Consider the following 21,577-nt stretch of genomic DNA (forward strand, 5'->3'; position numbering starts at 1 on the left):
GTGACGATGAAGCTTCAAGTTCAAAAATTAAGTGCGTCTTTTATATAGCTTTTCACATGACTAATCTAAGGGAGCGACGACGATGCCAACACCTATCATAATTGACTGCGATCCGGGGCATGATGACGCGATTGCCATTCTGCTTGCGCTGGCCCATCCAGGAGAGCTGGAGATCCGGGGCATTACCACGGTTGGCGGCAACCAGATTCTGGACAAAATCACCGATAATGCACTGAAGATCCTCAGCTTTGTAAATGCGGATATTCCCGTGGCCAAGGGAGCGGCAGAGCCGCTGCTCGGCAAGCTGGTTACCGGAGAGGAAGCCCACGGGGAGTCCGGCATGGACGGCCCGGCGCTTCCGGCGAGCAAGTTCAAGCCGGTGGAACAGGGAGCGGTGGAATTCATGCTGGATATTATCCGGTCTTCTGAAGAGAAGATTACCCTGGTGCCTACAGCTCCGCTGACGAATATCGCCCTCTTGATCACCGCTTATCCTGAGGTGAAGGACAGAATCGAGAAGATCTCACTGATGGGTGGCGGGCTGGCTTACGGCAATGTGACCCGGACGGCGGAATTCAATATTTATGTGGACCCGGAGGCGGCGCGGATTGTTTTTGAATCCGGGATTCCCATTGTGATGAGCGGACTGGATGTGACGGATAAAGCGGCTATATTCGAAGAGGAGATCCAGGAGCTGAAGACGCGTGGACCCGTATCCGTAATGGTCGGAGAGCTGCTGGATTTCTATTCGATCTATGGCAAAAAGATGGGCTTTGTCGGCAACGCGCTGCATGACCCGTGTGCGATTGCCTGGCTGCTGCATCCGGAGCTGTTTGAATCCGAGCACCTGCATGTTACCGTGGAGACCGAGGGCAAGCTGACCCGGGGAATGACCGTTGCCGACCGGCGCAAGAAGCCCGAGTTGCCTGCCAATACGGAGGTGCTGCTCGGCGTAGATCGTGAAGCCTTCATCAAGCTGCTGTATGATTCACTTGACCGGTTAGACCGGGAGCTTGAATCTTCAGCGGGAGCATTGTAGGAGATGGCAGGCTGGGAACGTCTGCAGGAGACGGTACGGTTCGAGCTGCAGCAGCGGATCGAGGAAGGCTGCCAGCCAGGCAATCTGGTTGAGAAGCTGGCCGCTGCCGGCGATGATGAGCAGAAGCTCATGGAGGTCTACCGGGAGCTGATGGCCCTTCCCGTGGCGGAGGACTTCCCTTACGAGGAGCCTTCGGATCTGGCGTCGATCAGACGGCTGCGTCCCGAAGGTCCGCGTAAGCTTGCGGTGGACTGGACGCCGGACCAGTGGCGGGACAGGTTCTATGGAGCCTGGCTTGGCCGGAGTGTCGGCTGTGCGCTGGGCAAGCCGCTGGAATACTGGGATTATCTGTACGGGAAGGACGGCCGTACCGGCTGGGAGAACATCGAGCTGTGGTTTCGGGGTGCCGATGCCTGGCCGATTACAGGGTATACACCCGAGTTCTCCACCGCCCGGGAGGAATATGGTCTGGGCTTAAGCGACTGGTCCTTCACCAGTACACGCGAGAAGATCAGCTACATGGAGAGTGACGACGATATCCGTTATACGGTTCTTGGCCTGATGCTGCTGGAGCAAAAAGGGCTGGACTGGGATTCCTGGGATATCGGCAAGCTGTGGCACGGGCATCTGACCTACGCCCAGGTCTGTACGGCGGAGACCCAGGCCTATATGAACTTTGCCGGGGAGACCTCCCATCTGCACGGGGAGAAGCCGGAGGATTGGCCGCTGCGGCAGGAGCGGGTGCGGATGCATCTGAATCCGTACCGGGAATGGATCGGTGCAGCCATCCGTGCGGACGGCCTGGCTTATGGAGTGGCCGGCCGCCCCGAGCTGGCGGCAGAGCTGGGCTGGCGGGATGCGTCCTTCTCGCATGTGAAGAACGGAATCTACGGCGAAATGTTCAATGCCGCGATGATCTCTGCTGCGTTCGCGGGCCTCGGCAATGAAGAGATTGTAGAGATCGGGCTGAGCGAGATCCCGCAGACCAGCAGGCTGACCCGGGATGTGCGGCGGGGTATGGAGATCGCGCAGCAGGCTCGCAGTGAGCGGGAGCTGGTCAGCACACTATGGAACGAGTTCAGTCATTATGACCCGGTGCATACGAACAACAACGCAGCGATCGTGGCAGCTTCGCTAATATACGGCGGCGATGACTTCGAGAAAGCCGTAGTTACCTCGGTATCAGCCGGGATGGATACCGACTGCAACGGGGCCACGGTCGGCTCCATCATGGGAGCGAAGCTGGGCGCTGCCCGGCTTCCCGCCAGCTGGACCGCACCGCTGAACGACCTGCTGTATGCGGATCTGCCGGGCTTCCACCCGATTCCCATCTCTGAGGTCGCGGAGCGGAGCTATCAGGTGTTCCTGAAGCTACGGGCGGAGCTTGGAGAAGAGCAACAGGGTTAATACAGATACTAATTATATTTGAGCGCTTTTTTAAGTCGCCTCGCACCAGCTGTTTTCAGGGGAAAACAGCTGGTGCGATTGGGCGGCTTTTTTGTCGTCTGGGAAGTTATTACCTTCACTTGTTCTGGATGATATACAGTTGGGGGATAAGTGCTCAGACGCATCTAGAGTGAGGAGCCTAAATGGTATGCGAAAAACCGAACACAATTGGATTGGGTACGCCACGTAAGCCAAATGTAATCGAAAAACCGAATACAATTGGACTGGGTGCACCGCGTAAGCCAAATGTAATCGGAAAATCGAACACAATGTGCTGTTGTTAAGGTAAGTGGGCTGTATATAGGCCAATGTCACAACTGGAAATGTCAAAAAGCAAAAAGAAGCGGAGGGGAAATTTGGAACTGTAGGAGCGGTAGCGACCGTCTTTATATTTGGATTTCTCCCGCGAGGAGTGGTTTCCATCATGAAATCCAAATATAACAGCGGCCGGAAGTCCAAGTGTTCACCGCAGTGATGACCAAGCTTGAGTTTTAAGTTAACATTCACATGATTCAACTTGTATGTTAGCATTACTTGTAATTCAATTACTTACCAAATTTTGATTATGGAGATAGGAGCGGAGCTCATGCTAAAAGTCATGATTGTGGATGATGAACCCTGGGTTCTGGAAGGACTTAGAACGATGGTGGACTGGGAGAAATCCGGGTTCGAGGTATGCGCCGAAGCGCTTAACGCCGGGGATGCTCTCCGGCTGATCCGGGAGCACAGGCCGGATATGCTGCTTACGGATATTAATCTTCCGGTGATGAGCGGCCTGGAGCTGATCGCAGCGGTGAAGGAAGTGCTGGACCCGCCGCCCCGGTTCGTTATTCTGAGCGGGTATGATGATTTCAACTATGCCCGGACTGCGCTGCGCCATAAGGTGGACGGCTACCTGCTGAAGCCGGTCGATGAGGAGGAGATTGAGGAGCTCCTGGGGAAGATCAGAGCTATTATTCAAAATGAAACCGCTTCCAGATTAGAGGGGCGCAAGAAGCATAACCTCCTGGTACATAATCTGATCAGCCGCTGCCTCCAGGGGGAATGGAATGAGGAGCTGGAGCGCGCAGCCTACAGTCTGCTGGGACTTCAGCCTGATACGGAGCTGCAGTGCATTCTTGCTGCTGCCATTTCAGGCACGGTGGGCCTGAACGAAGGAAATACCGAAGGATTCCCTGGGGATCTCGGGTATGTATTTCAAGACCCGGCGGGAAGGGCCGGACTCCTTGTAAGGTCTGACGGACTATCCTCTGAGGCGCTTGAGGCGGCAGCCGTCCAAGTGCAGAGGGTGCAGTCTGAGAAGCTGGGGGTGCCGGTAGCTGTAATGATCAGCGGCCGAAGGACAGGTCTGCGCTCCATCCAGGAGCTGTACGCCCAGACCCTGGAGGTCTGGGGCCTCAAATACCGGAAGGAGCAGGGCGGGATTTTCTATTACAACGATTTGAGAACCGCCCGCCTGTCTCCCGAATCCGCAGGAGGACACTTTACGCGTGTGCTGGATGAGGTGAAGGAGGGAGGGCCTGAGCAGATCCGGGCTGCTGTCAGGGATGCTTTTGCTGCCATGACTGCGAAGCGGGTGACTATAGACGCCGCCCGGGCAGAGGTCGCCCATCTGGAGATTACCTTGTGCCGGAGCATCGCTGAAATGCAGGGAGATCCCGATACGATTATGAGCGCCATGCGTCTGGAATACGGCAATCTGGGCGGCCTTGCGGATTATTACAAGCTGAGCCTGTATGTGGATAAGCTCTGCCAGGAGACAGCGCTCTATCTGGCTCAGCTGCGGGCAGGCAACGAAGGGAACACCATCTATAATGTGATCCAGTACGTGGACCTTGAATTCCGCAGCAAGCTGCAGCTTCAGGATCTCGCCAGGCAGTTTCATATGAATTCGGCCTACCTGGGCCAGCTGTTCCGCAAGGAGACGGGCCGCAGCTTCAGCGATTATCTGAATGAGAAGCGGATCGAAGCGGCCAAGGGTCTGCTGAAGCGCACCCAGCTCAAAATATCGGATATCGCGGTGCAGGTGGGCTTTTCCAATACGGATTATTTCATCGACAAGTTCAAGGGTAAAGTGGGCTCATCCCCTTCGGTGTACAAGAATGCCCATAAGAATAAGCAGCTCTAAGTGGAAACGGCTTTGCCGTCGAAGGTTACTCAGATACTGTGCGGGGACCCCGAAATCTTAAGAAAGCCGGGTGTGAGGGATGGCTACAAGAAGGGTGAAATTCGGCACCATCATCAATGATATTCCGCTTAGCTACAAGTTCTATCTCATCTACATTGTGGGAGTGCTCCTGCCGATCATGGTGCTGAATCTTGTGTTCCTGGACCGGATCACGGATCTCATCAAATCGAGAGAGCAGCAGAATCTGGAGATCTCCATGGAGCGGGCGCGCAAGGATATTCATGATTTTATTGAAGGGGGGGTGTCTGTCGGCTACACGCTGGCTGCGGATAAGAACCTGTACGAGATGCTGGACCGGACGTATACGGACTCTATCGAATTCTATAGCATGTTCAACGAACAGCTGAGAGACCGGATGAACAGTTATATGCCGGTGAACAACCAGCTCGAACGGATCAGCATATACACCAATAACCAGACGGTTGTGTCTGGAGGGAATTATCAGGTTATGAACGATAAGGTATGGTTCAGTGACTGGTACCGGCAGGCGAAGAAGGCCAGCACCCAGGTCTATGTTACCGCTTACCGCACCACGGAGAATAAGAATCTGGCCTCCTCCACCCCTACGCTGAGTGTGATCGAGACGATGGATAATTACCGCAGTCTGAACACCTATGAGAAAGTGCTGCGGATTGATCTGGACCTTAACGAAATCTATGACATTATTGTCCGGGAAAGAGATTACCTGAGCCTCTATCTGATCAACGGGGAGGACAAGATTGTGATGTCAGCGGACAGTGGCTATCAGCATATTACTAATGATCCCTATCCGGTATTCGATCAATGGGGCGACAGCCGGGATGATAGCGAGAATGTGCGGGTAATGGCCGTAGGCACGGCGAACTATCTCAAGGGCTGGCGGATTGTCGGAATTACGCAAGGGGAGCGGATCTCCCAGGCGATCCTGGATATCCGGCTATATGCGGCGGGCTTGGCGACAACGCTTACCCTGCTGACCAGCGGATTCATATACATGATGCTGCGCTCCTACAACTACCGGGTGAAACGCCTGTCCCGGCATATGCAGAAGGTGACGAATGAGAAGTTCGAGCTGATCGCCATTGATGAGGGCCGGGATGAGATCGGCGGGCTGATCCGCAACTTCAACCGGATGACCTCCAGAATCCATTCGCTGATCAACGATGTGTACAAGCTGGAGATCCAAAGCAAGAACCTGGAGATGGAGCGCGTCAGGGCGGAGCTGAACTTCCTGCAGAGCCAGATGAACCCTCATTTTCTGTTCAATACGCTGAATGCGATTCTGGTGGTATGTACCAAGAACAAATATAACGATGTCACCGATATTGTGAAAAGCCTGTCGAGGCTGCTGCGCAGACTGCTGAGCTGGAAGGAAGACCTGGTGTCCGTGCGCGAGGAGATCGCATTCATCGACATGTATCTCAAGATTGAGAAATTCAGGTTCCGGGATAAATTCGATTATACGTTCGAGATTGATGAGCAATCCCTGAATTATAAAATCCCGAAGCTGAGTATGCAGCCGCTGGTTGAGAATTCCTGCAAGCACGGCCTGCAGACCATTGAGGGGCTGGGTGTGATCAAGGTTGCTGCAGCCGTTCTGGATAACCGGCTGCAGATTACGGTATCTGACAACGGTAAAGGCATGGAACCCGAGAAGCTGAAGGAATTAATGTTTGCCGTGCGCAAGGAGGATTACTCCGGAGCGAACATCGGTATCCGCAATGTATACCGTAGACTGGAGCTCAATTACGCGGATCAGGTACGCTTCGAGATCTCCAGCACGCCGGGTCAGGGAACCGTGGTGACCTTCGGCATTCCCCTGAGGCTGCTTGAGACGACTCATTCCCCGGAAAGCGAGGTATAGACCATGAAATACAAAGTATTATTGATTGATGACGAGCCGAGCGCTCTTGAAGGTATGGAGATGTGGATTGACTGGCAGGAGCTGGGCTTCGAGCTGTGCGGAACCTGCGGCAATGGCCGGGAGGGGCTGCAGCTGATGAAGCAGCTGCAGCCGGATCTGGTCATTACCGATATCCATATGCCGCTGATGAATGGCCTGGAGATGATCGGGGAATGGCGTCAGGAGGAGACGGATTCCATTAAGTTCGTCATTCTGAGCGGCTACAGTGAATTTGAATATGCCCGCACAGCAATCAGCTACGGGATTAACCACTACCTGCTGAAGCCGGTCTTCCCGGAGGAAGCGACCGAGGAGCTGCGGGAGATCCGCCTGGAGCTGGAGCAGGAGGCGAACCGCAGAAGGATTCATGAGACAGCCTCCGGGGAAGAGGCGGCCGCCTTAATCAAAGGGCTGTTGTACGGGAGGCAGGGAGACCCGGAGCTTATGGATCTGCTGGAGACGCTGCCCGGCTTCCGGGAGAGCGTGGCCTGGAATATCTGCCTGATCCAGACGGTCCCGGAGCTATGTCCAGAGGTGCGCTGCAAGGCAGTCTCTCTGCTGGCCGGATGTAAGGCAGCCGTGACCATGGATCTGGAGGCGGGGCTGCTCGGAATCGTATACGGAATGACTACAGGCAGGGGGGAGGACGGCGGAATCACGGAGGCGCTGGATATCCTGCTGCAGGAATATGGCAGAGCGAACATTCATATCGCCGTGGGAACACAAGAGAACTCCTTGCTGTGCATAGAGGACAGCTATCATAGAGCCAAAGAGACCTTGCTGCATTTCTTCTATGAACCGGAAGGGGCGGGAATTCTGGCTTACAACGGGGTGCAGGGCAAGCCCTTCAGCTATCATTATGATCATATCGGGCTGATGGATGCCCTGCTGGATTGCGTGAATCTCCTGGACGCGGACGGCTACCGCAAGGCACTCGAAGCGGCGGCACGAAGCTTCCGGGAACAGCTGGTGGCGCCGGAGGTGGTGCGCAAATTCGTTATCCATCTCATGTACCGGATATTCGGAGTCGCGCCCGGAGCGGAATCCGCAGGCGAAGGACACGGGACAGCCTCCAGCCTTGAAGTCTCAGAGATTCAGCAGACGATGACCCCGCTGAGCGGGCTGCTCAGCCGCTTATTGTCCTGCGGGGAGAAGGCGATAGATCTGTTGGTGCGCGAGCAGAATTATAAGTCGCATGGGATTGTCCGGGAGATTAACCAGTACATCGGGGAGCATTACCAGGAGAGCCTGAGCATCCAGAAGCTGGCCGAGATCTTCTTCCTGCATCCGGTATACCTGGGGCAATTACTGATTAAGAAGAACGGGATAACCTTCAATGAGCAGCTGCATCATCTGCGGATTCAGGCTGCGGCCGTGCTGCTGCGCGAGAGCAAGCTGAAGCTATCAGAGATTGCCGAACGTGTGGGTTATGCCAACTACGGGCAATTTCTGAAACGCTTTGAGAAGGAGATGCACATGGGTCCGAATGAGTACCGCCATGCCAAGTTCTAAACTTTTCAGGGGTATACCTTTAGTTCGGTCGTATTTTAAGAGACGGTTCACCTCTATAATTCATTTGTGTAAGTGCTTACAAATTAAAGAAAATACACTATGGAGGTGCTTTATGGGGGGCAAGTTGAAAGTTACGTACAAGTATTCCCTGATTGCTCTGTTATCCCTTAGCTTCACACTGTCAGGCTGCGGGGGCAACAATGCTGCTACTACAGGCAAAGCTAAGGAGCCAGCATCCACAGAATCTGCTTCAGCTAACACGGGAGGAAAGATTGAACCATTTAAAGTAAGTGCATTTATCGGTGTAGCCGGGCAACAGCCGACACCGGATAACAAGATTTACAAGAAGATCAAGGAAGAAACCGGAGCCAGCTTCGATATGGAATTCTTAGCAGGCGACATTAACCAGAAGCTGGGCGTCATGATTGCCGGCCAGGATTATCCGGATCTTATGACCGGGAGCACCAAACTTACCGCAGCAGGAGCTTATATCCCGCTCGAAGACCTGATTGAAGAGCATGCGCCAAATTTGAAAGCGCATTATGCAGACTACTGGAACATGATGAAGGACCCGAACGACGGGCATATCTATATCCTGCCTAACTACGGCGTATACAACGGTAAGGTCAACAGTTCATGGTATTCGGGACCTGCCTTCTGGATTCAAAAAGCAGTCCTTAAGGAATTCAATTATCCGAAGGTGAAGACTCTGGATCAGTATTTTGACCTGATCGAGCAATATAAAGCCAAATATCCGAAAATTGACGGCAGCCCGACCATCGGGTTTGAAATTCTGAACTATGACTGGAAGAACTGGGGTCTGTTCAACGCTCCGCAGCATCTGATCGGACATCCGAATGATGGCGGCGTAGTTGTGAAGGACGGCGTGGCAGAGGTTTTTGCGAACAAGGACTATGCCAAAAAGTACTATCAGAAGCTGAATGAGATGAATGAAAAAGGGATTATCGACAAAGAAACCTTCGTACAGAATTACGACCAGTATATGGCAAAGCTGTCCAGCGGCACCGTCCTGGGGATGTTCGACCAGCACTGGAATTTCAATGCGGCTGAGGATTCACTGACGACCCAAAATAAAATTGAACGCACGTATGTAGGTCTTCCGCTTGTATACGAAGAGTCGACCAAGGACCACTACCGCGATCTTGCGGTGCTTAACCTTAACAACGGCTTCGGTATCAGCATTAATGCCAAAGATCCGGTGAAGATCATCAAGCTGCTGGACACGCTGATCCAGGAAGACTGGCAGAAGCTGTTCTCATGGGGTGTGGAAGGCGAGGATTATATCGTTGAGAACGGCAGATTCATGAGAACCCAGGAACAGCGTGATAATGCAGCCGATGCTACGTGGCAGCTTGGCAACAAAGCGAAATCGCTGTTTGAGTATCTGCCCAAAACAGAAGGAAGCTACAGCGACGGCAACTCAACGGATGCTGCTGCACAGCCTGAAGAATACAAAGCGGGTCTGAAGCCGTTCGATAAGGAAGTCCTTGATGCCTATGGCTTCAACTCCTATGTAGACTTCTTCAGCGAACCGCCTGCTAACCCGGTCTATTATCCTGCCTGGTCCATCGACCTGATTGAAGGCTCGGATGCCAAAATCGCCAACACCAAGCTGAATGAGCTCCAGACCAAGTTCCTGCCAAAAGCCATCCTTGCCAAGCCGGCTGAATTCGATTCCGTCTGGGCCGATTATACCGGACAGATCGAGAAGGCCAATGTGAAGGCTTACGAAGACAAGATCAATGAGCAGATTAAGTGGAGAATTGAGAACTGGAGTAAATAACGGAAGGTCTGGTACAGGGCATAAGGTGGAGGGCCGGACTGGCCTTCCACTTACCTTAATATGATGGAGTAGGAGACAACGAATATGGATGAGACCCTAGAAATAGATACTGTCGTCCGGCGTCCGAAGAAGAACAGGAAGAAAAAAAAGCAGCCGATTACCTGGCGCTTGATTAAGAATCAGAGGCAGCTTATCTGGATGTCTGTGCCTTTGATGCTCTACATTATTCTCTTTGCCTATGTTCCCGTTTGGGGCTGGACCATGGCGTTCCAGAACTACAAGCCGGCCAAGTCCTTCGGCGAGCAGGAATGGGTAGGACTGAAGCAGTTCAAGTTTTTGTTCACCGATGATAACTTCATTCGTGTACTGCGCAATACGCTGGCCATGGGGGTTATCAATCTGATTCTCGGCTTTGTTACCGCCATCGTGCTGGCACTGCTGCTTAATGAAATCAAGAAAGTATTCTGGAAAAGAACCGTGCAGACGATCTCCTATCTGCCCCATTTTTTATCGTGGATTATCGTTACCGGAATCGTGGCCACTTCGCTGTCCATCAATGACGGGATTGTAAATATCGTACTGATGAAGCTGCATCTGATTAAAGAGCCGATTCTGTGGCTCAGTGAAGGCAAGTATTTCTGGGGAATCGTAGGGGCTTCGCATGTGTGGAAGGAAGTGGGCTGGAACACTATTATTTATCTGGCGGCCATCGCTTCCATTGATCCTGCCCTGTATGAAGCTGCCGAGATTGACGGTGCGAACCGTTACAAGAAGATGATGTATGTAACCCTGCCCGGCATCAAGGCAACCATTGTAATTCTGATGATTATGTCCATAGGACATGTCCTGGAAGCAGGCTTTGAAGTGCAGTACCTGCTTGGCAACGGACTTGTAGTAGACTGGGCCGAAACGATAGATATTTTCGTGCTTAAATACGGGCTTGCCCAAGGGAATTATTCACTCGCAACAGCTGGAGGTATATTCAAAACGGTTGTCAGCGTAACATTGCTGCTTATGGCTAACGGGATTTCCAAGCGGCTTGGGGAAGAGAGGTTGTTATAATGGCGGATAACCGGCAGATTAGCCCCGGGCATAGAGCAGGCTTTACAGCGAAAAAGAACCTGGGCACCGGCAGACTTGAACCGTTCCTGTTCACTTCCTTCAATACGGTCTTCATGGTCTGTCTGGTGATTGTGACTTTATATCCATTCATCAATACGATAGCTGTATCATTCAATGAAGGAAATGATACGATCCGCGGCGGCATCTACTTATGGCCGAGACAATGGACCGTTCAGAATTACAAAGCGATCTTTGCTACCGGAACCATATTTGATGCATTCCTGGTTTCAGTAGCCCGTACAGTGATTTCTACGTTACTTAATATTTTTCTGACCACCATGCTGGCTTATACCTTAAGCCGCAGGGAGTACGTATTCCGTAAGTTTATTACTGTAGTCTTCGTGCTTACGATGTATTTCAGCGCCGGTCTGATCCCGAACTATTTCCTGATTAAGGACCTTAATCTGTTGAACAGCTTCTGGGTCTATATCATTCCTTCGATGATCAGCGCCTTCAATATGATCGTTATCCGCACTTATATCGGGACTATACCGGAGAGCCTGATGGAATCAGCCAGAATTGACGGCGCCGGGGATTTCAAAATATTCATGCGGGTAGTCTTCCCGCTCTGTAAGCCAGTCCTGGCAACCATTGCACTGTTTGTGGCTGTCGGAGCCTGGAATGCCTGGTTTGACGCCTTTATCTACACCTCTTCCAAGCAGCATCTGAGTACTCTGCAGTATGAGCTGATGAAGCTGCTGTCTTCAACGATGAACTCCAACGGTAACCCTAACGTGTCCAATGGGGTGGGGATGGATCAGGATTCAGCCAGGGCGATGGTGACGCCGCTGTCGATCCGCGCAGCAATTACGGTTGTGGCTTCCGTACCTATACTGCTGGTGTACCCGTTCATGCAGAAGTACTTCGTAGTGGGCCTCAATGTCGGCAGTGTCAAAGAATAAGACGCTTGCCTTATAGCCGGGTTTTGGCCGGGAATTGCTTATATTTTAACTGAAAAAGGGTGCTGTCCTATCAGGGGCGGCGCCCTTTTTGGTTGGATGAAAGCTTTATAGGCACAACGTTGTTTGGTTTCCTCCTGGACTGTAGAATAATCCCAATCGGCTCCGAGCATCCTTATAATGCCTTCTGCTTTTAACAGTCTTTATAGAACTTTTTGAAAAAAGTAATGACACAGCGCAAGAAATACCTTATTATTTAAAGAGATTTTTAATGAAACAGATTTTAAATAATTATAGTACAATAGGCCCCGAGGGTAAGCGGGGAAGTCTGGGCAGTGGGTAGAGGAGGGCTTCGTATTCTTTCGCTGAGTCAGGTTAGTAAAAGCTTCATGCTGAAGGACGGCCCTTATACGGCTGTTGATCAGGTATCGCTTGCAGTGAAGGCCGGTGCCATCCACGGTATTATCGGGGCAAGCGGCGCGGGTAAGTCGACACTCCTGCGGCTGATGAATCTGCTGGAGCGGCCCGACACCGGGACTGTTACTGTAGACGGCAAGCGGCTTACGGAGCTGCGGGACAAGGCGCTGCGCGAGCAGCGGCAGAGAATCGGCATGATCTTCCAGCATTTCAATCTGGTAGGCAATGCCACCGTCAGCCGGAATGTAGCCATTCCGCTGGAGCTTGCCGGAGTCCCGCGTGCCGGGCGGATGAAGCGGGTTATGGAATGTCTGCATTTTGTCGGGCTTGCAGACAAAGCCGGGCAATATCCGGCCCAGCTCAGCGGCGGGCAACGCCAGCGGGTGGCTATTGCCCGGGCGCTGGCGAACAGTCCGAAGCTGCTGCTGTGCGACGAGCCGACCTCTGCGCTTGATCCGGGGACCACGGCGGATATTCTGGGCGTGCTCCGCCATATCAATGCTTCGCTCGGTGTAACCATAGTCATCGTTACCCATGAGCTGGACGTAGTGCGGAGCATCTGCTCAGAGGTATCTGTCATGGAGGGCGGACGGATCGTGGATTCCTTTTCCCGGGAGGAGGGCGGATTTCTTCCGCCTGGAACGCATTCAGGTTCCTTCCGGGAGCGGATTACGGGCAGAACGGGGGAACCCTATGTTTGAGAGCATGCTGAAATACCAGGATCAGATGTGGCAGTCGATCGGAGAGACCTTTGTCATGGTCGGAATCTCCATAGGTGCTGCGCTGCTGCTGGGGCTTCCGCTGGGGACCCTGCTGTATTTTTGCCGCAAAGGCCAGTTATATGAGAATAGAAATCTGTCACTCGTGCTGAACAGCATGGTCAATGTAATCCGTTCATTTCCGTTCCTGCTGCTGGTGGTTGCACTGATTCCGTTCACCCGGCTGGTGGTGGGTACTGCGATTGGCACCCTGGCGGCAACCGTGCCGCTGTCGATCGTCGCCATTGCCTATTATTCACGGCTGGTGGAGCAGTCTCTGCTGGAGGTGCCCAGAGGAACAATTGAAGCGGCATTGTCGATGGGCGCCTCGAAGCCGGGGATTATCTTCAAGTTTCTGTATGTAGAAGCCCGGTCGGGACTGGTGCTGGGATTGACTGCGTCTACGATCAGCTTCATTTCTTTTTCAACCGTCATGGGGGTTGTCGGCGGCGGCGGGGTTGGAGATTTCGCCATCCGTTACGGATACCAGCGCTTCGAGACAGAAGTGATGGTCTACGCCATACTCGTGATGATTGTGCTGGTGCAGCTCATCCAATTCACAGGAAGCACAGTGGCCAGACTGCTGGATAAGCGCTAAACAAACTATATAATAATGGGGGCTTGGGATAAATCATGAAGAAGGCGATGACTGTAAGGACCGCAACGGGGAAGAGAACAGGAAAAAGAATGGTAACCACCTTCGCGCTAACACTGCTTGTATTAACACTGGCGCTTGCGGGCTGCGGCAACAGCAAAGAAGCTGAGGAGACACCGGCAGCTACCAGCACCGGACCTGTGAAGATCAAAGTAGCCTCGCTGATTCCGCCAATGACGGATATCCTCGAACTTGTGAAGCCGGTTCTGAAGGAAGAAGGCGTGGATATGGAGATCGTGGTGCTGTCCGATAATGTGCAGCCGAACGAGGCGCTGGCGAACAAAGAGGTGGACGCGAACTTCTTCCAGCATGTCCCGTACATGGAACAATTCAATGCCAGCAAAGGGGCAAAGCTGGTGCCTGTTCAACCTGTATACGATGCCATCTATGGCGGGTACTCCAAGAAGTTCAAGGCCATCGCTGATCTGCCTGAGGGTGCTACCCTCGTAATGGCGAATGATCCCTCCAACATTGGGCGCTCCCTGCAAATGTTCGCAGATGCCGGATTGATTACGCTGAAGGAAGGGGTAGGGATTCAGGCTACGCAGGCCGATATTACCGGCAATCCCAAGAACTATAAGTTCGAGGAAGTCGATCTGCTGATGCTGGCCCGGATGCTGGATGATGCCGATCTGGTCGCCATGACTCCGGCCTATGCCAGTCCGCTGGGCCTGACTCCCAAGAAGGATGCGCTGATCACCGAGCGTGAGGATTCGGCATTCACCATTACACTCGTTGCCCGTGAGGACAACAAGGATTCCGAAGTGATCCAGAAGCTGGCCAAGGCCATCAGCGGTCCGGAAGTGAAGAAGTTCCTTGAGGACAATTATGCGGACATAGCGCTGCCTGCTTTTAAATAGTAGATACACGAATTAAATTTTATATAAAAGGGTAAGGGGCTGTCCCAAAAGCTTTGGGATAGCCCTATGTTTTTAAGAAGGATCAACGTGAGCGTCTGGGTGAACGCTGCGCGAACGGACCGTTGTTCCAATCACTGTGGTCTCCAGATTTTTTTCATTCCCCTTAGCGGTGAAAATCCGGAGACCAAGGCGACCGCTGCCGCTTTTCCACAATCAGTCCGTCCTCTCCGCTGTTTAAGCGGAAAAAGGTTCTTCACATCTTTCTAAAATCACAAAAGGAAACCAGGTTTCTTTTGTACATTCAATAGTTTGCTTGCTCGCCCATAATCTATTAAAGCAAACAGCAATGGACCAAAAACAGAAAGCAGCGATTCTCCAATAACGGGAATCGCTGCTTTTTTAACGTTTGAATTTCAGCCCTATAGAGGAGTTACAGGAAAGCGCTGACGGGATAGGCCACCTCATACTGGGCGGATTCGATCCAGGTGCCCGTAGTGAAATCCCGTCCCCGGACAAGCACCTTATCGGTATAAACTTCTACATAGAAGCCCTGGCTGCCGCTCTTATGTTCATCCCGATCCGTCCAGAGGTAGGCTACAGAAGCGGCATTGAACATCGTGGCTGTCTGTCCGTTGCCGGGATACATGGTATTGCTGACTTCCAGCTCCCAGTGGGTATGCCCGGTGAACAGCAGGGTCTGCGGGTGCCGCGATAGAATAGAGCGCAGTTCCTGATCCTGAGTCACTCCGTACCACTCCTGAGACTCCAGCGAACCGGCTACGGTATCCTTCAGCGGCTGGTGAAGGAAGACGAAGGCGGGCCGATCATGCAGTGGTACTGTACCAAGATCCAGCTCCATTGGCCCGCCAAGCTCCGTGTTGTCCGGGGCGCTCTCCCCAAGCTTCCGGTCCAGCCACTGGAGCTGCCCGCCGGATAAATGGCAGAACGTCTGCAGCCCTTCCTCAGTACCCAGGAAGATGAAATGATACCCGCCGATCCAGTGATCATGATAAGGACCTGGCATCCCCATGCGGGAAGTATACATCGCAAGACGGGAATCCCAATGGCCGAGGCCGACGTCATGGTTGCCCAGGGTGTAACGAATCTGCGGCAGTGAGGCCTGATGCTGTTCAAGAATACGCTGGACCTCCTCATACTCCTCCGGGAAGCCATTGTTCGTAATATCTCCAATATGCATGATGCCGCTGCTGCCCTGTGCGTGTAAGGCCAAATCCTGCAATGCCCGCCCGAAGTTCTGGTTGTACTCGTGTTCCGGATCGGCGGTGACATGGGTATCGGTGATAATCTGGAACGTCAGCAGCGGATCTTGTCCGCCTGGTGTGCCTGATGTCTTCATCTGTAAGAAACTCCTCCTTAATGTAATGATTCCGGCCACAATGATGGTCCTCATAGGAGAGGGAAGAGAGTCAGCCGCTCTTCAAATCATAACGCCAAGCTCCGCATAAGACGACACCACACAATCTGCATCCGGCAAAAGACTGCGGACAGACTGTGCATTAGCCGTCTGCACGTTTCCTGCAGTGTCAGCAGGTCCACCGGCATCAGCCTGCCCGTTTCCGTCAGCGTCTGCCGTGGCGGTAACCCGGCTCTCAGCCACCGCCGGGCTGCCGCCAGCCGCCTGTCCGGCGGTCATCCCGCCGGCAATCCCAATGGCTACAGCAGCACCAGCCGCCTTAGCCATCCGCATATCTCCGTTCGTATCGCCGATGACGGCGGCTTCAGCCGGAGATACCCCGAGCCGCTGGCAGGCCAGCAGCGCCATGTCGGGGAAGGGCTTGCCCCGCTCCACCTGATCCGTGCCGATCACGGCGGTGAAATACTGGCGGATGCCCATCCAGCGGAGGTGACTCTCGGCCGCAGCCGTTTCATCGGCAGTCACTACAGCCAGCGGAATACCCTGCGCAGCGCACTCTTCCAGAAAAGGCACCAGACCGGAAAGAGGGCGGACCGGACGGCTCCGCTCCAGCATGGCATCTGCCGCCTGGCGGCAGGAATCCACCAGCACCACCGCTTCCGCCCAGGATAGGCCGAGCAGATAACCCTGCCAGGACAGAATGGCATACAGATCGCTCATCGTACCCATAGCGAGGGGGCCGTTACGGTCATAATCTGTAATCCTCCCCTCAGCATCATGAACCGTTCCCAGCAGGGAGGCCAGATGCTGCATGGGGAACCTCAGGCCGCGCTGCTCAAGCTGACGGTTGAACTGGGTGAGGAAGCATTCGCCCCAGCTTCCCCAGAGGGAGATGAACTGCAGCAGTGTTCCGTCCTTGTCGAACAGAATGGCGGATACAGGATAGTTCCCTTGCGGAGTGATAAGCTCAGTCATGCTGCATTCCCCTTTGCCTTTCACGATTTTTTCGTTTATTTCAGCTTATCCAGAGCCGCCTGCGCCGTTTGCTGCGCTTCCTTCAGCGCCTCGGCTGCCGGGATATTCTCGATCTGCACCTTATCCGCTGCGATGGTCAGGGCATCATTAATTTTGCCGCCGGTCGGGTCCTGGAAGGGGGCCGAGGCGTGAGCTGCCTGCTGCAGCGGAATTTTGATCTGCGGATTGCTCTCACTGAAGGTGACGAATGCCGGATCTTCCAGCGCAGACTGGCGGACGCTAATATATCCGGTGTGGATGGACCAGAACGCGGTATTCTCGGAGCTTGTGAAGTAGGCCAGCCATTTCATCGCTGCCTGCTTCTGGGCGTCTCCGGCTTGGGCAGGAATACCGGCCATACTCGCCCCGGCGACAGGTTTGGCTTCGCCGGCTCCGGCCCAGCCCGGTTGCTCCATAGCGGAGACGACGCTGAAATCAAGGTCGCCCTGGTCGCCGCTGGAGCCGGTGTATCCGGCCGCCTGGCCTTTCATCACATCGTCAATCGTCTTGTACCAGTACTCCCAGCCTTGTCCGCCGGAGTGGATACGCATGATCTTGTCGTCATGAATCGACTTGCGGAAGAACTCCCAGGTGTCGATCCACTCCGGGGAATCAATCGTGACCTTGGTGCCGTCCTCACTAAGAATACTGCCTCCTTTGCTGAGAGCGGCATCAACCATATTGCCGGGGCCCCACATCGGTTCCCAGCCGTAGAAGGTGGTTTTGCCGCCTTCGGAGACGGTCATCTTTTTCGCGGCCGCAGCGAGGTCTTCCCAGGTCTTAATCTGGCTGGCGTCTATGCCGCTTTTCGCAAAAGCATCCTTACGGTAGTACATCACCTGGGTCGATCCATACATCGGGAGGAAATACTGCTTGCCGTCCACCTGGCCCTGGTTCAGGAAGGTCTGGACGAAATCCTCTTTATTGAAGTCCGGCTGCCCGGCAATCAGCTCATCCATCGGGGCGTAATAACCCTTGCGCGCCCAAGCGATATTGGAGGAGAGGACCACCGCCGGGACCTGCCCGGCAGCAATCGCTGCCTGAAGCTTCTGTTCGGTCTCTGTATAATCCCCCTGCACGATCCCCTTGACAATAACCTCCTGCTGGGAGGCGTTGAATTTCTGAATGAGCGATTCCATATTTTCACCCAGCTTGCCGCCGAGCCCATACCAGAATTCAATCGTGACCGGTGCGCCTCCTGCCGGAGCGGCATTGGCAGCAGGGACTGCTGCTGCGCCGTCTGCTGCTGTAACCTCACCCGAAGCAGCATTCCCGCCGCAAGCGGTGAGTACGGAGAGACCGGCGATCATGGATACTGCGGACAACCTTTTGAATACGTTCATCATCATTCTCCTCTGGGGTTTAAGTTAGGTTTCAGCCTTTGCTTGAGCCTGCGGTCATGTTGACACTTTGCATAATCGTCCTTTGGGCCAGCAGGAAGACCAGGAGCAACGGGGCGATGGTGAAGGCGCTGGCGGCCATGATGAGCGGCCATTTCAGTCCGTATGCACCTCCTTCCACGAAGAAGCTGCGCAGACCGGCCGAGACCAGCTGCAGGCTGGGGTCCTTCGTAATGAGCATCGGCCAGAAATAATTATTGTACTGGTCAATGAAGGTAATCAGCGCCAGCACGGCGAACGATGATCTGGTGACGGGCACCAGTACGGTCCATAGAATCCGCATATGCGAGGCACCGTCCACTTCACCGGCCTCCACCAGCTCATGCGAGACCTGGAGGAAGGCTTGCCGGATCAGAAAGATGGCGAAGATACTCACAGAGTTGGAGAGAATCAGTCCCGCATAAGAGTTCAGCAGATGAAGCTCGGACAGGATCAGGTAGCCCGGCAGGTAGACTGCTGTAGCGGGAACCATATAACCGAACAGAATCACTCCGGCAAAAACGCCCTTCAGGCGGAATTTCATATGCGTCAGCGCATAAGCCATCATCCCGGAATTGATGATCTGCAGGATGACAATGGAGCCTGCGACAAAGATACTGTTACCCATATATCTGGCGAACGGAGCCTCGTTCCAGGCTGCGGCGAAGTTCCCCCACAGAGGCACCTCGGGCCAGAGAGTGGGCGGGGAGCGCCAGATTTCATCATTGGTTTTGAGGGCGCTGGTGACCATCCAGTAGAACGGAAAGGCCATCAAGAGAGCCAGTGCGGCGAACAAAATCTGGCGGGCCAGCCCGCCGAGAGATGAGAGCATACGCAAAGCGGTGAGACCTCCTTGTGAATAATGAAGCTTCTATTGATAATGAGTAGTGCGCTTGCTGATGCTGAATGAGAAGACAGACAGCAGCATACAGAGGAAGATCAGGACAACCGCTACAGATGAAGCTTCGCCGATCTGGAAGGATTCAAAGGCGGACTGATAATACAGATACAGCAGCGTACGGGTGGAACCAGACGGACCGCCTTGGGTCAGCACATTGATCTGGTCATAGGCCTGAAGCGCCGAGATCAGTTGAACCACGAACAGGAAGAGAGTGGTTGGCGAGATAAGCGGCAGCGTGATCCGCAGGAACTTCTGCAACGGACTTGCCCCGTCTAGATCCCCGGCTTCCAGCAGATCAGAGGGCACATTCCGCAGCGCCACCAGATAGAAGATCATTGCCCAGCCTACCGATTTCCAGATGGTCACCAGCAGGACGCCGGTTAATGCCCATTTGGGGTCTTGCAGCCAGCCGATAGACTCCAGGCCGAAGAAATTTAGTACAGCATTCGCAAGCCCGGCTTCAGGCTGATAAATCCAGGACCAGACGATCGAGACTGCTACGGTTGGCGTCACCCAGGGCGAGAACAGCAGCACCTGATAGAGGGCGGAGCCTTTCAGCTTGCGGTTCATTAGGAGGGCGAGCCCTAGTCCCAGCAGGATCACTGGCAGCACACTGCCGATACAGAAGAGCGCAGTGACTTTGAGCGCCTTGTAAAAAGCCGGGTTACTGAGCAGATCGGTATAATTCTGCAAGCCGACAAAGGTTTTCTCCGGGCTCATGAAATCCCATTCCGTGAAGCTGAGATACAGCACATACAGCAGCGGTGCGAGCCAGAACACAGCGAACGGGACCATGGCCGGCAGGGTGAACAGCACGGGCTTCAAGCCGCCGATAAACTTTGAACGTGTCATTTTCGTCCGGATTCCCCATTCCATTCACATTGTTTGATGCGATATAATGCAGAGGCCAGTTCCTCTGTTCAAAAAAAATTGTACACTCAACAAGCAGACCTATGGTCAAGCGGGAGTAAAGCCGAGTCGGAATTTGTGTAAAATTTGTAGAATGACTGCCTTAAAGCTTCAGTATTGTGTAATGTAGAGGGAACGATTCTATCCGAAAATGAGGTGCCACCTGATGAAGCAGGCCGCATTTGGCGGGGACAAGCCGCATCGTTCACCCCGGGAGCAACTGCTCGGCCCGATGATTGATGCCATAGCGCAGACGATGGATTTATATGGAGCGAATTATTCCTTCGGACAGCTGTACGGGGTGATGTTCTTTGAGGACAAGCCGATGACGCTGGAGGAAATGAAGCAGGTAATGAATATGAGCAAAAGCAACATGAGCTACGGTGTCCGCTCCCTGATCGCCTCCCGGATGGTAACGAAGCTGCCGGAGAAGCGTGAGCGGAAGGAGCTGTACACAGCGGAGACGGACTTCTTCCAGGCCTTCCGCAACTTCTTCACCCTGAAGCTTCAGCGGGAGATCGATGTGATGCAGGAAGCCATGGGGGCAGCAATGCCCGCGCTGGAGGCGCTGGCCCGCGCGGAGGACACTCCCGAAGAGGAGCGGCAGACCTGCCTCCGGGATCTGGAGAAGCTGAAACATGCGGCTGAATATTATGTTTGGCTGCAGCGCTTCGTGTCAGGACTTGCGGAAGGGGAGATCTTCGGCGGGGAGTTGCCGGGTGGAGGGGCGGAATATCAGCTATGACCAATCAAATTTTGATCGTTGATGATGAGACGGATATTATTAAGCTGCTGCAAGATTATTTTGAGATCAATGGTTATCAGGTCTTAACCGCACGAAGTGGAACGGAGGCTTTGCAAAAGGTAGCGTATAGTCCAGACATTATTTTATTGGATATTAATATGCAGGAGATTAATGGTCTTGAAGTGTGCGCCCGCATACGGGATTATGTATCCTGCCCTATTATATTCTTAACCGCCAAAATAGAAGAAATTGATAAAATCAATGGCTTTCGTGCCGGTGGTGATGATTATATCGTGAAGCCCTTCAGCATTGACGAGCTTGGAGCGAGGGTGGAGGCACATCTGCGCCGCGAGCAGAGACAGTCCATTAAGACACAAACCAAATTTTCAGAGGATTTAGTAATAGACTATTCTTCCAGAATGGTTTACTGCAAAGGATGTCCAATATCTTTTGCCAAGAAAGAATTTGGGATCATTGAATTATTATCCATGAACAGCGGTCAAGTATTTGATAAGGAACATATTTTTGAAAGGGTCTGGGGCCTGGAGCATGAAGGAGACAGCGCCGTTGTTGCAGAGCATATCAGAAGAATCCGGGTTAAGTTCACTGAGGTTAGTGATCATGTATACATTTCAACAGTATGGGGTGTGGGCTATAAATGGGTAGGTTAAG

18 protein-coding genes are annotated in these 21,577 nt (G+C 53.4%); 13 read left to right on the forward strand and 5 right to left on the reverse strand.

The window, feature by feature from the left end:
* Positions 1–82 precede the first annotated feature (82 nt).
* The 11 genes from HQN87_RS29770 to HQN87_RS29820 all read left to right on the forward strand — a co-directional run bounded on the left by HQN87_RS29770 (position 83) and on the right by HQN87_RS29820 (position 14,582).
* Positions 83–1,039: a nucleoside hydrolase gene (locus HQN87_RS29770; RefSeq protein ID WP_173140584.1), complete on the forward strand. Its 957-nt coding sequence runs from the start codon at positions 83–85 to the stop codon at positions 1,037–1,039.
* 3 nt (positions 1,040–1,042) lie between these two features.
* Positions 1,043–2,446 (forward strand): ADP-ribosylglycohydrolase family protein, encoded by a 1,404-nt coding sequence (locus HQN87_RS29775; RefSeq protein ID WP_173140586.1) that lies wholly within the window; start codon positions 1,043–1,045, stop codon positions 2,444–2,446.
* 625 nt (positions 2,447–3,071) lie between these two features.
* Positions 3,072–4,613 carry a response regulator transcription factor gene (locus tag HQN87_RS29780; RefSeq protein ID WP_173140588.1) on the forward strand — a complete coding sequence of 514 codons (1,542 nt, stop codon included), beginning with the start codon at positions 3,072–3,074 and terminating at the stop codon, positions 4,611–4,613.
* A 79-nt stretch (positions 4,614–4,692) separates the two neighbouring features.
* Positions 4,693–6,516: a sensor histidine kinase gene (locus HQN87_RS29785; protein ID WP_173140590.1), complete on the forward strand. Its 1,824-nt coding sequence runs from the start codon at positions 4,693–4,695 to the stop codon at positions 6,514–6,516.
* 3 nt (positions 6,517–6,519) lie between these two features.
* Entirely contained in the window at positions 6,520–8,067 is a 1,548-nt protein-coding gene (locus tag HQN87_RS29790) for a response regulator (RefSeq protein WP_173140592.1), read from the forward strand.
* 112 nt (positions 8,068–8,179) lie between these two features.
* Positions 8,180–9,871, forward strand: a complete 1,692-nt coding sequence (locus tag HQN87_RS29795; RefSeq protein WP_173140594.1) for a type 2 periplasmic-binding domain-containing protein — start codon at positions 8,180–8,182, stop codon at positions 9,869–9,871.
* Between the two features lie 84 nt (positions 9,872–9,955).
* Entirely contained in the window at positions 9,956–10,933 is a 978-nt protein-coding gene (locus HQN87_RS29800; protein WP_173140595.1) for an ABC transporter permease, read from the forward strand.
* On the forward strand, positions 10,933–11,895 hold the full coding sequence (locus HQN87_RS29805) for a carbohydrate ABC transporter permease (protein ID WP_173140598.1): 963 nt from the start codon (positions 10,933–10,935) through the stop codon (positions 11,893–11,895). Before HQN87_RS29800 ends, HQN87_RS29805 begins: the two co-directional genes overlap by 1 nt.
* 353 nt (positions 11,896–12,248) lie before the next feature.
* Positions 12,249–13,010, forward strand: a complete 762-nt coding sequence (locus tag HQN87_RS29810) for a methionine ABC transporter ATP-binding protein (protein WP_173140658.1) — start codon at positions 12,249–12,251, stop codon at positions 13,008–13,010.
* A complete protein-coding gene (locus tag HQN87_RS29815) occupies positions 13,003–13,665 on the forward strand; it encodes a methionine ABC transporter permease (RefSeq protein ID WP_173140600.1) in 663 nt (220 codons plus the stop codon). Before HQN87_RS29810 ends, HQN87_RS29815 begins: the two co-directional genes overlap by 8 nt.
* Positions 13,666–13,754: 89 nt before the next feature.
* Positions 13,755–14,582, forward strand: coding sequence for a MetQ/NlpA family ABC transporter substrate-binding protein (locus HQN87_RS29820; protein WP_173140660.1), 828 nt, complete (start codon positions 13,755–13,757; stop codon positions 14,580–14,582).
* 430 nt (positions 14,583–15,012) lie between these two features.
* Here HQN87_RS29820 and HQN87_RS29825 read toward each other — a convergent pair whose 3' ends face one another.
* The 5 genes from HQN87_RS29825 to HQN87_RS29845 all read right to left on the reverse strand — a co-directional run bounded on the left by HQN87_RS29825 (position 15,013) and on the right by HQN87_RS29845 (position 20,103).
* On the reverse strand, positions 15,013–15,939 hold the full coding sequence (locus tag HQN87_RS29825; protein ID WP_173140602.1) for a metallophosphoesterase family protein: 927 nt from the start codon (positions 15,937–15,939) through the stop codon (positions 15,013–15,015).
* An 81-nt stretch (positions 15,940–16,020) separates the two neighbouring features.
* Entirely contained in the window at positions 16,021–16,932 is a 912-nt protein-coding gene (locus HQN87_RS29830; RefSeq protein WP_173140604.1) for an HAD family hydrolase, read from the reverse strand.
* Between the two features lie 35 nt (positions 16,933–16,967).
* A complete protein-coding gene (locus HQN87_RS29835) occupies positions 16,968–18,314 on the reverse strand; it encodes an ABC transporter substrate-binding protein (protein WP_173140606.1) in 1,347 nt (448 codons plus the stop codon).
* Positions 18,315–18,345: 31 nt separating this feature from the next.
* On the reverse strand, positions 18,346–19,182 hold the full coding sequence (locus tag HQN87_RS29840; RefSeq protein WP_173140663.1) for a carbohydrate ABC transporter permease: 837 nt from the start codon (positions 19,180–19,182) through the stop codon (positions 18,346–18,348).
* Positions 19,183–19,221: 39 nt separating this feature from the next.
* Positions 19,222–20,103 carry a carbohydrate ABC transporter permease gene (locus HQN87_RS29845; RefSeq protein ID WP_254075731.1) on the reverse strand — a complete coding sequence of 294 codons (882 nt, stop codon included), beginning with the start codon at positions 20,101–20,103 and terminating at the stop codon, positions 19,222–19,224.
* A gap of 223 nt (positions 20,104–20,326) precedes the next feature.
* Between HQN87_RS29845 and HQN87_RS29850 the strand changes: the two genes are divergently transcribed.
* Entirely contained in the window at positions 20,327–20,905 is a 579-nt protein-coding gene (locus HQN87_RS29850; RefSeq protein ID WP_173140610.1) for a GbsR/MarR family transcriptional regulator, read from the forward strand.
* On the forward strand, positions 20,902–21,576 hold the full coding sequence (locus tag HQN87_RS29855; protein WP_173140612.1) for a response regulator transcription factor: 675 nt from the start codon (positions 20,902–20,904) through the stop codon (positions 21,574–21,576). The genes HQN87_RS29850 and HQN87_RS29855 overlap by 4 nt, the downstream gene beginning before the upstream one ends.
* The last annotated feature ends 1 nt before the right edge of the window (position 21,577 follow it).

The sequence above is a fragment of the Paenibacillus tritici genome (assembly GCF_013204885.1).
GTDB classification, from domain to species: domain Bacteria; phylum Bacillota; class Bacilli; order Paenibacillales; family Paenibacillaceae; genus Paenibacillus_AQ; species Paenibacillus_AQ tritici.